Origin of the sequence: Burkholderia sp. IO2 (assembly GCF_029522185.1) — a bacterium.
In the GTDB taxonomy this organism is placed as follows: domain Bacteria; phylum Pseudomonadota; class Gammaproteobacteria; order Burkholderiales; family Burkholderiaceae; genus Burkholderia; species Burkholderia cenocepacia.
This window is the reverse complement of sequence record NZ_JAKWFH010000097.1, coordinates 1-13,819: the sequence shown is the minus strand read 5'-3', so window position 1 is coordinate 13,819 and position 13,819 is coordinate 1. Positions and strand designations below refer to the sequence as shown.

The following is a 13,819-nucleotide window of genomic DNA, read 5'->3' as shown; positions in this document are numbered from 1 at the left end:
GTTCCTGGCCCAGGCCGGCGCCGGGCTCGCGGCCGGCGTCGCGGCGGCCGCAGGCGCCTCCCTGCCGGCAACCGCCGCGCCAACGGCGGCGCTCGCCGCACCGGGCGCCACGCCGTTCTGGCCCGACGGCGCGCGCATCGTGATCTCGATCTCGATGCAGTTCGAAGCAGGCGGACAGCCGCCCACGGGCGCGGACAGCCCGTTTCCGACCGTCGCGTTCCCGCCGTCGGTACCGGTCGATCTCGCCTCGGCCACCTGGTTCGCGTACGGCTACCGGGAAGGGATTCCGCGCCTGCTCGATCTGTGGGACCGGCACGGCGTGAAAGTGACGTCACACATGATCGGGGAAGCCGCGCGCCGGCACCCCGATCTGGCGCGCGAGATCGTGTCGCGCGGCCACGAAGCCGCCGCGCACGGCCCGACGTGGCGCGCGCAATTCGCGATGAGCCGCGACGACGAGCGCCGCTTCCTGACCGAAGCACGCGACATGGTCGAAGCGGTGACCGGCCAGCGTCCGACCGGCTACAACTGCAACTGGCTGCGGCGCGGACCGCATACGTTGTCGCTGCTGCAGGAACTCGGCTACACGTATCACATCGACGACGTCAGTCGCGACGAACCGTTCGTCGAGACCGTCGGCGGTCGCGATTTCGCCGTGGTCCCGTACACGCTGCGCAACAACGACATCCTGCTGATCGAAGGCCGCCACTACACGCCGGCGATGTTCCTCGAGCAGATCAAGCTCGATTTCGACCAGTTGTACGCGGAAGCCGGGCAGCGGCGCAGACTGATGTCGATCAGTGCGCACGACCGGATCAGCGGCACGCCGCAGATGGTCCGCGCGTGGGACGACTTCCTGCACTACGCGCGATCACATCCGGGGGTCGCTTTCATGCGCAAGGACGATATTGCGCGCTTCGCGCTTCGCAGCCCGTCGACGCTGCGCGAGACCGAAACGATCTGACCGGATGCCGTTCAACTCATCACCAGGAATGACCTTCATGAATGATCCGCTCCACGGCAAGAACGTCCTCGTCGTCGGAGGCAGCTCCGGCATCGGCGCCGCCACCGCGGCGGCTTTCGCGCGACACGGCGCGCGCGTGACGATCGCGTCGCGCGATCCGGGCAGGTTCGACGTCGATGCCATGCCGGGCGCGCACGTGCGGACCGAAACGCTCGACATCACCGATACGGCGGACGTCGATGCGTTCTGCGCGCGCGCCGGCCAGTTCGACCACGTCGTGATTTCGGCCGCGAAGACGGCCACGGGCGCAGTCCGTGCGCTGCCGCTTGCCGACGCGCAGGCTGCGATGGACAGCAAGTTCTGGGGCGCGTACCGCATCGCCCGCGCGATCGATATCGCGCCCGGCGGCTCGCTGACGTTCGTGTCGGGCTACCTCAGCGTGCGACCGAGCGCGTCGTCGGTGCTGCAAGGCGCGATCAATGCGGCGCTCGAGGCGCTCACCCGCGGCCTGGCGCTCGAGCTCGCGCCGGTTCGCGTGAATACCGTGTCGCCGGGCCTGATCGCGACGCCGCTGTGGGACAAGCTCGCGCCCGATGCACGCGACGCGATGTACGCCGGCGCGGCCCGGCGGCTTCCGGCCCGCAGGGTCGGCCAGCCGGAGGATGTCGCGAATGCGGTCCTGTATCTGGCGGCCACGCCTTATGCAACCGGTTCGACGGTACTGATCGACGGCGGCGGCGCGATTGCGTGACGCATGCGGTCATGACAAAACGCCCCGCGTTCCGTGAGGAACGCGGGGCGTCGAGCATGACGCAACGACGTGATACTCAGGCCACGGCGCTGACGTCGAGCGGTGCGCCCGTCTTCGACTGGATCTCTTCGGCGCTCACGCCGTCGGCGAGTTCGAGCACCTTCAGGCCGGCCGGCGTCACTTCGATCACGCCGAGATCGGTGATGATCAGGTCGACCACGCCGACGCCCGTCAGCGGCAGATTGCATTCGTCGAGGATCTTGTGCTGATCGCCTTTCGCGACATGCTCCATCAGCACGACGACACGCCCCACGCCCGCGACGAGGTCCATCGCGCCGCCCATCCCCTTGATCATCTTGCCCGGGATCATCCAGTTCGCGAGGTCGCCCTGCTTGCTGACCTGCATCGCACCGAGGATCGCGAGGTTGATGTGGCCGCCGCGGATCATCGCGAACGAATCGGCCGACGAGAAGATCGACGAGCCCGGCAGCGTCGTGACGGTCTGCTTGCCGGCGTTGATGAGATCGGCGTCGACTTCGTCTTCGGTCGGCGACGGGCCGATGCCGAGCAGGCCGTTCTCCGACTGCAGCCACACCTCGACGCCTTCCGGCACGTGGTTCGCGACGAGCGTCGGCAGGCCGATGCCGAGGTTCACGTAGAAGCCGTCCTGCAGTTCCTTCGCCGCGCGCGCGGCCATCTGGTCACGATTCCAGGCCATATCAGTCTCCTTTCGCGCGTACGACGCGTTGTTCGATGCGTTTTTCGGGCGTCGCGTTCAGCACGATGCGCTGCACGAAGATCCCCGGCGTATGGACCTGGTCCGGATCGAGCGCACCGTTCTCGACGATCTCCTCGACCTCCGCCACGGTGATCTTGCCGGCCATCGCGCACATCGGGTTGAAGTTGCGCGCGGTGCGGCGGTAAATGAGGTTGCCGGACTTGTCGGCCTTCCATGCCTTGACGAGCGCGACGTCGGCCGTCAGCGACGGCTCGAGCACGTAGTGGCGATCGCCGAACTGGCGCGTTTCCTTGCCTTCCGCGATCACGGTGCCGTAGCCGGTATTCGTGAAGAACGCGGGGATGCCCGCGCCGCCCGCGCGCAGCTTTTCGGCGAGCGTGCCCTGCGGCGTGAATTCAAGCTCGAGTTCGCCGGCCAGGTACTGGCGCTCGAACTCCTTGTTCTCGCCGACGTACGACGAGATCATCTTCTTGATCTGGCGCGTTTCCAGCAGCAGGCCGAGGCCGAAACCGTCGACGCCCGCGTTGTTGCTGATGCAGGTGATGCCCTTGACGGCCGAATCGCGCAACGCCGCGATCAGCGCCTCGGGAATCCCGCACAGGCCGAAGCCGCCCACCGCGAAGGTCTGTCCGTCGCGGACGATCCCCTCCAGCGCGGCAGCCGCGCTTGGATAGACTTTGTTCATCAGTTGTCCCTTCCTCTATGGAAACCAGCAAAACCGGTTCACGCGCCACGTGGCGCAAGCCCGCCGCATCATTCTATGCATGCGCGGCAAAGCCTGCGTCGAGGCGCGCTGTTTTTATGTCGCGACACACCGCCGCGAGATGCCTGAAAGGGTACGATGTGACGCCGATGCGGCACAATACGCAAAAATACATAAGCATTTGCCTCCGCTTGCCTGCGCCATGCCCGATCTCGATTACCAGACCGCCTTCCATCTCGCGCCGCTCGGCCTCGTGCTGTCGCGCGACCGCGTGATCGAGGACTGCAACGACGCGCTCGCGTCGATCTTCCGCTGTGCGCGGGCCGACCTGATCGGAAAATCGTACGCGGTGCTCTACCCGTCGACGGACGAATTCCAGCGGATCGGCGAGCGCATCGCACGCGTGATGGTCGCGAACGGCATCTACTCGGATGACAGAATCATGAAACGCGCGGACGGCGAGCTGTTCTGGTGCCACGTGACGGGCCGCGCGCTCGACCGCACCGCACCGCTTGCGGCCGGCGTCTGGACCTTCGAGGATTTGAGCGCGACGCGCCGCGTCGCGGTCGAGCTGACCCCGCGCGAGCGCGAGATCGCCGCGCAGCTCGCGACCGGCAAGACCAGCAAGCAGATCGGGCGCGTGCTCGACATCAGCTCGCGCACGGTCGACATCTACCGCGCCCGGCTGATGCGCAAATACGGAACGAACAATACGCCGGAGCTGCTGCAGCGCCTGCTCGGACAGTGAACGCGCGTCGCATCGCGGCGCTCGAATGACGATCGGCCGCACACGGCGGCCGATCCGGGGAAACATCGGGGCAACAACGAACACGGCGCGCCACCGGCAACCCGGTGCCGGCCTGCCGATAGCCGCGCTCAGCCGACTTTCGTCGCGAGCGCGTGCTCGATCGTGTCGCGCAACAGTTGCGGCAGCGGCACCGACTTGCCGAGCGCGTAATCGACCCACACGCAACGCGCGTTGCCACGGGCATAGACATGCTGCGGATCGTCCGCGCGCGTGAGCTCGAACCCGGTGTCGAAACTGCTTCGGCCGGGCTTCGCGGCCGACATCTTCGCGATCACGTCGCCCGGATAGTGCAGCTGCTTGAGGAACTCCATCGACGCGGTGACGATGACGGGCCCCTGCCCCTCGCCGTTGCCGCCGGCAATGCCGAGCTGCTCGAACCACGAAATCCGCGCCTGCTCCATGTAGCGGAAATAAACCGTGTTGTTCACATGGCCGAACGCGTCCATGTCGCCCCAGCGGATCGGCATCGACATCTCAAAAACGGGGGAGTAATCGTTTGTTGCGTTTGTTGCGCTCATTGCAGTCTTCTTTGTTGCTGAATGTCATCCGCTCACGCGAGGCCGAAGCCGTCGTCCGCGGAGATGATCGAACCATTGATGAACTGCGACTCGTCGGCCGCGAGCAGCAACAACAGCCCGTCGAGATCCTGCGGCTTGCCGACACGCCGGCGCGGCAGCATCGACTGCAGCTTCTGGCCCTGCTCGGTTTCCCACAGGTAATGATTGATTTCGGTATCGATATAGCCCGGACAGATCGCGTTCACGTTGATCCCGTGGCGGCCCCACTCCAGCGCCATCGCGCGCGTCATCTGCACGACCGCGGCCTTGCTCATCGCGTACAGCCCGATCTGCGGGAATACGCGCAGCCCGGCCACCGACGCGATGTTGATGATCCGGCACGGCGGCTTGCCGTTGCCGCCGCCGTTTGCGCGCATGATCATCCGCTTCGCGACTTCCTGCGCGACGAAAAATGCGCCGCGCGTATTCGTATCGAACACGAACTCGAAATCCGCGGGCGTCACGTCGACGAGCTTCTGCATCGTCGACACGCCCGAATTGTTCACGAGGATGTCGATCGTGCCGGCTTCCGTCTCCGCATGCGCGACGGCCGCCTTGATGCTCTGGACGTCGGTCACGTCGAGCGACACGACGTGCGCCGCGCCGCCCGCCGCCTCGATCTCCGCGCGCAACTCCTTCAGGCGTTCGACGCGGCGGCTCGCGAGCACGACCTTCGCGCCGGCCTGCGACAGCACCTGCGCAAAACGCTGCCCGAGGCCGCTCGATGCGCCCGTGACCAGCGCAACCTTGCCTTCCAGATTGATCGATCGACCCATTTGCACATCCCCTTTCGATGTCGTTTCGCCGGCCCGGGCGGCACAGCCCGAGCGGCATTACCCTAGCACAAAAAATAGAACGATCGTGCTAATCTACCTGCATGTTGTTGCGGCAAGCGTTTCGTTTCGCAGACAATACGCTCCCGAATAAAAGCATTCTAACGGTTAGAGGAACGCCAATGACCCCCGCAAGCCTCATCGAGCAATACGGCCCGCGCGAATCGATGGAATACGACGTCGTGATCGTCGGCGGCGGCCCCGCCGGGCTGTCGGCGGCGATCCGGCTCAAGCAGCTGGCCGCCGAGAAAGGCGCCGAGATCGGCGTGTGCGTGCTCGAGAAGGGTTCCGAGATCGGCGCGCACATCCTGTCGGGCGCGGTGATGGACCCGCGCGCGATCACCGAGCTGTTTCCCGACTGGAAGGAACGCGGCGCGCCGCTCGACGTCGAGGTGACGGAAGACCGCTTCCTGTTCCTGTCCGAGAAGAGCGCGGTCACGACGCCGAACTGGGCGCTGCCCGACAACTTCAAGAATCACGGCAACTACGTGATCTCGCTGGGCAACGTCACGCGCTGGCTGGGCCAGCAGGCGGAAGCCTTGGGCGTCGAGATTTTCCCCGGCTTCCCCGCCGCGGAGATTCTCTACAACGACGACGGCTCGGTCAAAGGCGTCGCGACCGGCAACATGGGCGTGGGCAAGGACGGCGAGCCGACCGAGAACTTCCAGCTCGGCATGGAGCTGCACGCGAAGTACACGCTGTTCGCCGAAGGCTGCCGCGGCCATCTCGGCCGCCAGCTGATCTCGAAATTCAAGCTCGACGCGAACGCCGATCCGCAGGCGTACGGGATCGGCATCAAGGAACTGTGGGAAATCGATCCGGCCAAGCACAAGCCGGGCCTCGTGATCCACACGGCCGGCTGGCCACTGAAGTCCGATACGTACGGCGGCTCGTTCCTGTATCACATGGACAACAACCAGGTCGTGGTCGGCTTCGTGGTGGGCCTGGGCTACACGAACCCGTACCTGTCGCCGTTCGAGGAATTCCAGCGCTACAAGACGCACCCGTCGATCCGCGCATTCCTCGAAGGCGGCAAGCGCGTGTCGTACGGCGCGCGGGCGATCACGGCCGGCGGCCTGCTGTCGCTGCCGAAGACGGTGTTCCCGGGCGGCGCGCTGATCGGCGACGACGCAGGCTTCCTGAACGCGTCGCGGATCAAGGGCAGCCACGCGGCGATCAAGACCGGCATGCTGGCGGCCGATGCCGCATTCGACGCGGTGCAGGCCGGCCGTCAGTCGGACGAACTCACCGCGTACCCGGATGCGTTCAAGCAATCGTGGCTGTACACGGAGCTGTACCGCGCGCGCAACTTCAAGCAGTGGATGGCCAAGGGCCTGTACCTGGGCACGCTGATGGTCGGGCTCGAGCAGAAGGTGATGGGCGGCAACGTGCCGTGGACGCTGCATCACCAGCATGCGGACCACGAGATGCTGAAGCCGGCGTCGCAGTGCGAGCCGATCGCGTATCCGAAGCCGGACGGCAAGCTGACGTTCGACCGGCTGTCGTCGGTGTTCATCTCGAACACGAACCACGAGGAGAACCAGCCGGCGCACCTGACGCTGAAGGATGCGAGCGTGCCGGTGAACGTGAACCTGCGTACCTACGCGGGGCCGGAGGCACGCTTTTGCCCGGCGGCGGTGTACGAGTTCGTGAAGAACGACGACGGCAGCGAGCGCCTCGTGATCAACGCGCAGAACTGCGTGCACTGCAAGACCTGCGACATCAAGGACCCGACGCAGAACATCGTGTGGGTCACGCCGGAAGGCGGCGGTGGGCCGAATTACCCGAACATGTAACCTGCCGGAACGCGCCGCCACGAGCGGCGCGTTTTTTTGGGACATGGCACACCGCCACAAACGAAACGGGGCGCTGCTTGAAGCAGCGCCCCGTTTTGCATGCTGGGCAGGCCACCAGGCGAGGCGCCTCCGCGCCTCCCCTGCTTTGTATCAGGTCGCGCTGCCGGCGATCTTCGGCGTGGGCGTCTCGACGTCGCCGCACTGCGCACGATGGCGCAACGCATGGTCGATCAGCACCAGCGCGAGCATCGATTCCGCGATCGGCGTCGCGCGAATGCCGACGCACGGATCGTGGCGACCGAAGGTTTCGACCGTCGCCTCTTCCCCGGACTTCGTGATCGAGCGGCGCGGCGTGCGGATGCTCGAGGTCGGCTTGATCGCGATCGACACGGTGATGTCCTGCCCCGTCGAAATCCCGCCGAGCACACCGCCCGCGTGGTTGCCGACGAAACCGGCCGGCGTCAGTTCGTCGCCGTGCACCGAGCCGCGCTGCGCGACGCTGTCGAAGCCCGCGCCGATCTCGACGCCCTTCACCGCGTTGATGCTCATCATCGCCTTCGCGATATCGGCATCGAGCCGGTCGAACACCGGCTCGCCCCAGCCGACCGGCACGCCCGACGCGACGACGTCGATGCGCGCGCCGATCGAATCGCCCTCCTTGCGCAGCGCATCCATGTACGCTTCGAGTTCCGGCACGACCGCTGCATTCGGCGAGAAGAACGGGTTCTCGTGCACGTGCGACCAGTCGACGAACGGCACGTCGATTTCGCCGAGGCCGCTCATGTAGCCGCGCACCTCGACCCCGAAGCGCTCGCGCAGCCACTTCTTCGCGACCGCGCCGGCGCCGACGATCGGCGCGGTCAGGCGCGCGGACGAGCGGCCGCCGCCGCGGTAGTCGCGTATGCCGTATTTCTGCCAGTAGGTGTAGTCCGCGTGGCCGGGACGGAACGTCTCGACGATGTTGCCGTAATCCTTGCTGCGCTGGTCGGTGTTGCGGATCAGCAGCGCGATCGGCGTGCCGGTCGTCACGCCCTCGAACACGCCCGACAGGATCTCGACCTCGTCGGCCTCCTGCCGCTGCGTCACGTGCCGCGACGTGCCCGGCTTGCGGCGGTCGAGCTCGACCTGGATGTCGGCTTCGGTCAGCCCCATCCCCGGCGGGCAGCCGTCGATCACGCAGCCGATCGCGGGACCGTGCGATTCGCCGAAGGTCGTGACAGTGAAAAGCGTGCCGAGGGTATTGCCGGACATGATGGAACCGCCCAAAGAGAAATGGGCAAACCGATGCGCTGCCGGGGCCGCGGGCAGGTCGATCGTTTGCCGGTCGAGAAAAAGAGGTAAACCGCTATTATGCCAGCCGTCCCGGGCCCGCGGGCCGCGTGAACCGTTCAGACCACACGGGCCGGCGCGGATAAGGGCAGAGGCAACGCGGTACGGCGATCGCAGGCCCTCGGTGTTACGCGCGGGAGCCGCCGAACCGCGGCCCCCATCCCGGCCCGGCGCGCGGATCGATCATTCCGCGCCGGGCTCGGCGCCCGCCTACTTCCGCGCGCCGCGCAGCTCGGTCACCGCCGCCTGCAGCGCCTCGGGCGTCGCCACCGACGCCGGGATCGGTTCGCCGACCGCGAGCGTCAGCCGGCTCATCACGCCGCGCTTGATGGGTCGCGGCATCCGCGCATCGGCATGTCGCGAAAAATAGCTGCCCCACAGCCCGCGCAGCGCCATCGGGATCACCGGCGCCGGCGTGCGGCTCAGGATCTCGGTGATGCCGTGATGGAACGTGTTGATGTCGCCCGTCTTCGTCAGCTTGCCCTCGGGGAAGATGCACACGAGCTCGCCGTCCTTCAGCGCGGCCTCGCACAGGTCGTACGCCCGCGCGAGCATCGCGGGATCCTCGTGGCGCGGCGCGATCGGGATCGCCTTCGCATGCCGGAATACCCAGCTCGCGAAACGCGTCTTGAAGATCCGGTGATCCATCACGAAGCGAATCGGCCGCGGGCTCGCGGCGGCCAGCACGAGCGCATCGACGTAGCTGACGTGATTGCACACGAGCACCGCCGCCCCTTCCGCCGGAATCCGTTCCGCGTGCACGAGGCGGATCCGGTAGAACGTATGTACGAGCACCCACGCGACGAAGCGCAGCAGGAACTCGGGCACGAGCAGGTAGATATACGTCGCGACTACGACGTTCAATAGCGCAGTGACGAGGAACAGCCCCGGAATGTCGACCCCGGCCTTGGTCAACCCCATCGCCATCACGGCCGACAGGATCATGAACAGCGCGTTCAGGATGTTGTTCGCGGCGATGATCCGCGCGCGGTGCGTCGGCGCGCTGCGGCTCTGGATCAGCGCGTACAGCGGCACGCTGTAGAAACCGCCGAACATCGCGAGCAGGAACAGGTCGGCGAGGATGCGCCAGTGGCGCGCGCCGGCCAGGAATTCGCCGACCGACAGCAGATGGCCGGGTGACGGCAGCGCGTGGCTCGCGAAATACAGTTCGATCGCGAACACGCTGATGCCGATCGAGCCGAGGGGCACGAGGCCGATCTCGACGCGCCGCTGCGACAGCCGCTCGCACAGGAGCGAACCGAGGCCGATGCCGACCGAGAACGTCGCGAGCAGGATCGTGACGACGTCGGGGCTCGCGGACAGCACGTCCTTCGCGAAATTGAAGAACGACGTGAGGAACGTCGCGCCGACGAACCACAGCCACGAGATGCCGAGCAGGCTCAGGAACACCGTGCGGTTCTGGCGCGCGAGCCCGAGGTTGCGCCAGGTCTCGCTGATCGGGTTCCAGTTGATCACGAGGTCCGGCTGCGGCGCGGGCGTCGACGGCACGCGCTGCGCGACGAGCCGCCCCGCCAGCGCGATGACGACGACGCTCACCGCGAGCACGCGCTCGCCGCTGCCTTCGATGCCGGCCGCCGCGCCGCCGATGATCGTGCCGATCAGGATCGCGATGAACGTGCCCATCTCGACGAGCCCGTTGCCGCCGACCAGCTCGTGCTCACCGAGATGCTGCGGCAGGTACGAATACTTGACGGGTCCGAACAGCGTCGAGTGCATCCCCATCATGAACGTGCACAGATACAGCAGCGTCGCGCTGTGCGTGACGAAGCCGGCCGCGCCGACCAGCATCAGCACGATCTCGAAGGTCTTCACGAAGCGCGTGAGGGTCGCCTTGTCGTATTTGTCGGCGATCTGGCCGGACGTCGCCGAGAACAGCACGAACGGCAGGATGAAGATCGCGGAAATCAGGAATGCGGCCGTCTTCGCATCGACGCCGGAGAACCGCGCGGTGTGATACGTGACGAGCGACGTGAACCCGATCTTGAAGACGTTGTCGTTCAGCGCGCCGAGGAACTGGGTCGTGAAGAACGGCGCGAAGCGGCGCTCGCGCAGCAGGTCGAACTGCGATGCGTGGGCGCGCCGTTCGTCGCGCCGCCCCGAAGTGGCTTGCGTGTGATCGCTCATGCGGAATGCGCGCGCGTCGTCTGGGCGATGCTGCGCGGGCCTCGTGTTGTCGTTGAAAAAACGGCGGCGCAGGACATGCCTGCGCCGCCGCGTGCCGGATGGCGGCGCCCATGCATCGACGTGCCGGGCGCGACGCGATTCACGGTTTGTGCGCTTCGGCTTCCGATTCCGGCCAGTCGCGGATGTACGCCTTCAGCATCCGGTTCTCGAAGCTCTGCGCCTCGACGACCGTCTTCGCGACGTCGTAGAACGAAATGACGCCCATCAGCACCTTCTTGTCGAGCACCGGCATGTAGCGTGCGTGACGCTCGAGCATCATCCGGCGCACTTCGTTGACGTCCGTTTCCGGCGTGCAGGTGAGCGGCTCGTCCATCACCTTGCGCACCTGCACGTCGCCGATCGCGCCGCCGTTCACGTGCAGGCGCAGGATGATCTCGCGAAACGTCAGCATGCCGACGAGATCGCCGTACTCCATCACGACGAGCGAACCGATGTCGTGTTCGGCCATCGTATCGACCGCTTCGCGCAGCGGCTTATCGGGCGTCACCGTAAACAGCGTGTTGCCCTTCACTTTCAGAATATCGCTGACGCGCATCGTAGTCCCCTCATGCTTGAATGCAAAATCTCTTTCGATCCTATCGGAAAGCCTGTCAAAAGGAAAGCACGGGCCGGCGCGGCGGCCCGCCGCCGCTTGCGGACGCCGGCCGCCGGCCGCACAATGGCCGCATGAACAGCGGCCCGAGGAGACGGCCATGGCGCATACGCATACGGAGCAATTCGCCAGCTTCGCTGATTTCTACCCGTATTACCTGAACGAGCACCAGAATCTCACGTCGCGGCGGCTGCACTTCATCGGCTCGCTCGGCGTGATCGGCTGCGTGGCGATGGCGGTCGCGACCGGCTACTGGCTGTGGCTGCCGGCCGCGGTCGTCTGCGGCTACGGGTTCGCGTGGGTCGGGCACTTCTTCTTCGAGAAGAACCGCCCGGCCACGTTCCGGCACCCGATCTACAGCCTGATGGGCGACTGGGTGATGTTCAAGGACATCTGCACCGGCAAGATCCCGCTGTAGCCGCCGGGCCCGCCTTCAGGCAGGCCGCGGCGGTCGCGCGTGCGGATCGGCCACGCCCGGCGCCGGGCCGGCGCTGCCGGCCGGGTGCGCGCCCGCCAGCCGGTGCGCGGCGATCAGCGACGCGAGCGTCACGTCGAACCGGTCGTTCGACAGCACGTCGAGCAGCGCGGCCCCGTCGACGTGGCTGCGGCGTCGCTGGAGTTGGTAGGTCAGCTCGGTGCGATCGATCACCAGCACGTCGAACAACTGCGCGAGCGTCAACTGCTCCGGATTCGCGAGCAGGATGTAGCGCGGCGTGCTCTCGCCGCCGCCGTCGAGCCGCGCGACCCATTCGCGCTCCTCCATCGTCGTCAGCAGCCGCTGCGCGGTTTCCATGTCGCAGCGCAGCATCGTCGCGAGCCGCATCGCCGTGTAGCCGCGCTTGCCGGCCGCGCGCGCTTCGGCCAGCCGCGCGAGCAGCTCCAGCGCGTCGAGCAGGTCGCTGCCCGGATAGTGGATGCGGTGGAATTGCCCGACGCGAATCGCCGGCAGCGCCGACGCCACCATCGCGCCGAGCAGCGCGATGAACCAGCTCAAATACACCCACAGCAGGAACACCGGCAGCGCCGCGAACGCGCCGTACACGGCCGTATAGGTCGGAATGCGCCGCACGTAGTAGCCGAAGCCGCGCTTCGCGAGTTCGAACGCGATGGCCGCGAACAGCCCGCCGATCACCGCGTCGCGCCATGCGACCGCGCAGTTCGGCAGGTACACGTACAGCAGCGTGAACGCGAGCACCGTCAACGGCAGCGACGCGAGCGCGAGCAGCCACTCGACGATCGACGTGGACGGCCCCGCGCCGGTGAACGCGAGCGACTGCGTGAACAGGTACGACGAGATCGACAGGCTCACGCCGAACAGCAAGGGCCCGAGCGTGATCAGCGCCCAGTACGCGAGCACGCGCTGCGCGAACGGCCGCGGCTTGCGCACGCGCCAGATCAGGTTGAACGCCGATTCGATCGTCATCATCGTCATCACCGACGTGACGACGAGCACGATCAGGCCGGCCGTCGTCAGCCCCTTGGCCTTCGACGCGAACTGGTTCAGGTACTTGAAGATCTGGATGTTGAACTGCGCGGGCATCAGGTGATCCGCGAGGAACCCCTGCAGCGAGATCTGGAACGACGCGAACATCGGGAACGCGGTGAACAGTGCGAACGCGACCGTCACGAGCGGCACGATGGCCAGCATCGTCGTGAAGGTCAGGCTGCCCGCCACCTGCGGGATCCGGTCCTCGGCGCTGCGCCGGGCCGCGAACTGCGCGAGGCGCTTGATGGTGTCGAGATCGACGCTCAACTTCGGCAAACGGCTTCTCCTTCTTGATGCTGCGCGCGTCACGGCGCGCCGCCGCCGCGCTGCGCGACGGCTTCAGCCCCTATAATAGCCGCTCGATTCCAGCAGGGGCCGACTGCACCGGGCACGCGCGCGGCCGCACGCGGCTCCGTCGCCCATGAAAGACATCCTCGTCCTCTATTACAGCCGTCACGGCGCCACGCGCGATCTCGCGCTCGCGATCGCGAACGGCATCGACAGCGTGCCGGGCATGCAGGCCCGCATCCGCACCGTGCCGCCCGTGTCGGCCGTCTGCGAAGCCACCGCCCCCGACATCCCGGCCGACGGCCCGCCGTACGCGGAACTGCGCGACCTCGAGGAATGCGCGGGCCTCGCGCTCGGTTCGCCGACCCGCTTCGGCAACATGGCTGCCGCGCTCAAGTATTTCCTCGACGGCACCACGCCGCAATGGCTGTCGGGCGCGCTGACCGGCAAGCCGGCGAGCGTGTTCACGTCCACCGGCAGCCTGCACGGCGGTCAGGAATCGACGCTGCTGTCGATGATGCTGCCGCTGCTGCATCACGGGATGATGATCGTCGGGATCCCGTACACCGAATCCGCCCTCAGCACGACGCGCACCGGCGGCACGCCGTACGGCGCATCGCACGTCGCGCAGCACGACCGCGCGGCGTCGGGCGGGCTGTCGGCGGACGAGAAGGCGCTCGCGGCCGCGCTCGGCGTACGGCTCGCGCGCGCCGCCGCGGCGCTCGCCAGCGCCCGGTCCGCCGAGGCGGCATGAACGCCCCCGCCCGC

14 protein-coding genes are annotated in these 13,819 nt (G+C 66.9%); 6 read left to right on the top strand and 8 right to left on the bottom strand.

All coding sequences use genetic code 11. The features are described from left to right. The first annotated feature begins 4 nt into the window (after positions 1-4). Together MMB92_RS33815 and MMB92_RS33810 are read left to right on the top strand one after the other, a co-directional pair. On the top strand, positions 5-964 hold the full coding sequence (locus tag MMB92_RS33815; protein WP_277563230.1) for a polysaccharide deacetylase family protein: 960 nt from the start codon (positions 5-7) through the stop codon (positions 962-964). A 37-nt stretch (positions 965-1,001) separates the two neighbouring features. Continuing rightward, on the top strand, positions 1,002-1,715 hold the full coding sequence (locus MMB92_RS33810; RefSeq protein ID WP_196446410.1) for an SDR family oxidoreductase: 714 nt from the start codon (positions 1,002-1,004) through the stop codon (positions 1,713-1,715). 76 nt (positions 1,716-1,791) lie between these two features. On the opposite strand, the gene MMB92_RS33805 is transcribed toward MMB92_RS33810, so the two are convergent. After that, positions 1,792-2,433, bottom strand: coding sequence for a CoA transferase subunit B (locus MMB92_RS33805; protein ID WP_006495368.1), 642 nt, complete (start codon positions 2,431-2,433; stop codon positions 1,792-1,794). Position 2,434: 1 nt separating this feature from the next. Then, positions 2,435-3,139 (bottom strand): CoA transferase subunit A, encoded by a 705-nt coding sequence (locus tag MMB92_RS33800; protein WP_006488507.1) that lies wholly within the window; start codon positions 3,137-3,139, stop codon positions 2,435-2,437. A 220-nt stretch (positions 3,140-3,359) separates the two neighbouring features. On the opposite strand from MMB92_RS33800, the gene MMB92_RS33795 reads away from it, so the two are divergent. Further along, positions 3,360-3,905, top strand: coding sequence for a LuxR C-terminal-related transcriptional regulator (locus MMB92_RS33795; protein WP_006488515.1), 546 nt, complete (start codon positions 3,360-3,362; stop codon positions 3,903-3,905). Between the two features lie 128 nt (positions 3,906-4,033). Here the strand turns inward: MMB92_RS33795 and MMB92_RS33790 are convergent, their stop codons facing one another. Together MMB92_RS33790 and MMB92_RS33785 are read right to left on the bottom strand one after the other, a co-directional pair. Next, complete coding sequence (locus MMB92_RS33790; RefSeq protein ID WP_006488508.1) at positions 4,034-4,483, bottom strand: thioesterase family protein; 450 nt, start codon at positions 4,481-4,483, stop codon at positions 4,034-4,036. Positions 4,484-4,515: 32 nt separating this feature from the next. Further along, entirely contained in the window at positions 4,516-5,298 is a 783-nt protein-coding gene (locus MMB92_RS33785) for an SDR family oxidoreductase (protein ID WP_011545236.1), read from the bottom strand. Positions 5,299-5,477: 179 nt separating this feature from the next. On the opposite strand from MMB92_RS33785, the gene MMB92_RS33780 reads away from it, so the two are divergent. Continuing rightward, complete coding sequence (locus MMB92_RS33780; RefSeq protein WP_046337163.1) at positions 5,478-7,151, top strand: electron transfer flavoprotein-ubiquinone oxidoreductase; 1,674 nt, start codon at positions 5,478-5,480, stop codon at positions 7,149-7,151. A gap of 150 nt (positions 7,152-7,301) precedes the next feature. On the opposite strand, the gene aroC is transcribed toward MMB92_RS33780, so the two are convergent. From aroC to MMB92_RS33765, 3 genes are all read right to left on the bottom strand, one after another. After that, on the bottom strand, positions 7,302-8,402 hold the full coding sequence (gene aroC / locus MMB92_RS33775; protein ID WP_006488506.1) for a chorismate synthase: 1,101 nt from the start codon (positions 8,400-8,402) through the stop codon (positions 7,302-7,304). Positions 8,403-8,690: 288 nt separating this feature from the next. Further along, positions 8,691-10,625 (bottom strand): MFS transporter, encoded by a 1,935-nt coding sequence (locus MMB92_RS33770; protein WP_006497738.1) that lies wholly within the window; start codon positions 10,623-10,625, stop codon positions 8,691-8,693. Between the two features lie 139 nt (positions 10,626-10,764). Beyond that, entirely contained in the window at positions 10,765-11,220 is a 456-nt protein-coding gene (locus MMB92_RS33765) for a CBS domain-containing protein (RefSeq protein WP_006488504.1), read from the bottom strand. A 157-nt stretch (positions 11,221-11,377) separates the two neighbouring features. Here MMB92_RS33765 and MMB92_RS33760 point away from each other — a divergent pair, with 157 nt between their 5' ends. Then, a complete protein-coding gene (locus MMB92_RS33760; protein ID WP_006488510.1) occupies positions 11,378-11,695 on the top strand; it encodes an Mpo1-like protein in 318 nt (105 codons plus the stop codon). A gap of 15 nt (positions 11,696-11,710) precedes the next feature. Here the strand turns inward: MMB92_RS33760 and MMB92_RS33755 are convergent, their stop codons facing one another. Continuing rightward, complete coding sequence (locus MMB92_RS33755) at positions 11,711-13,039, bottom strand: YihY family inner membrane protein (RefSeq protein WP_020979863.1); 1,329 nt, start codon at positions 13,037-13,039, stop codon at positions 11,711-11,713. Positions 13,040-13,184: 145 nt separating this feature from the next. Between MMB92_RS33755 and wrbA the strand changes: the two genes are divergently transcribed. Beyond that, positions 13,185-13,805, top strand: a complete 621-nt coding sequence (gene wrbA, locus MMB92_RS33750; RefSeq protein ID WP_012492548.1) for an NAD(P)H:quinone oxidoreductase — start codon at positions 13,185-13,187, stop codon at positions 13,803-13,805. Positions 13,806-13,819 lie beyond the last annotated feature (14 nt).

What these genes read in the sequence shown, in the direction of transcription:
- MMB92_RS33790 (WP_006488508.1), bottom strand. Translation starts at nt 4,483, where the DNA reads ATGAGCGCAACAAACGCAACAAACGATTACTCCCCCGTTTTTGAGATG.
- MMB92_RS33770 (WP_006497738.1), bottom strand. Translation starts at nt 10,625, where the DNA reads ATGAGCGATCACACGCAAGCCACTTCGGGGCGGCGCGACGAACGGCGC.
- MMB92_RS33800 (WP_006488507.1), bottom strand. Translation starts at nt 3,139, where the DNA reads ATGAACAAAGTCTATCCAAGCGCGGCTGCCGCGCTGGAGGGGATCGTC.
- MMB92_RS33765 (WP_006488504.1), bottom strand. Translation starts at nt 11,220, where the DNA reads ATGCGCGTCAGCGATATTCTGAAAGTGAAGGGCAACACGCTGTTTACG.
- MMB92_RS33780 (WP_046337163.1), top strand. Translation starts at nt 5,478, where the DNA reads ATGACCCCCGCAAGCCTCATCGAGCAATACGGCCCGCGCGAATCGATG.
- MMB92_RS33785 (WP_011545236.1), bottom strand. Translation starts at nt 5,298, where the DNA reads ATGGGTCGATCGATCAATCTGGAAGGCAAGGTTGCGCTGGTCACGGGC.
- aroC (WP_006488506.1), bottom strand. Translation starts at nt 8,402, where the DNA reads ATGTCCGGCAATACCCTCGGCACGCTTTTCACTGTCACGACCTTCGGC.
- MMB92_RS33795 (WP_006488515.1), top strand. Translation starts at nt 3,360, where the DNA reads ATGCCCGATCTCGATTACCAGACCGCCTTCCATCTCGCGCCGCTCGGC.
- MMB92_RS33810 (WP_196446410.1), top strand. Translation starts at nt 1,002, where the DNA reads ATGAATGATCCGCTCCACGGCAAGAACGTCCTCGTCGTCGGAGGCAGC.
- MMB92_RS33805 (WP_006495368.1), bottom strand. Translation starts at nt 2,433, where the DNA reads ATGGCCTGGAATCGTGACCAGATGGCCGCGCGCGCGGCGAAGGAACTG.
- wrbA (WP_012492548.1), top strand. Translation starts at nt 13,185, where the DNA reads ATGAAAGACATCCTCGTCCTCTATTACAGCCGTCACGGCGCCACGCGC.
- MMB92_RS33760 (WP_006488510.1), top strand. Translation starts at nt 11,378, where the DNA reads ATGGCGCATACGCATACGGAGCAATTCGCCAGCTTCGCTGATTTCTAC.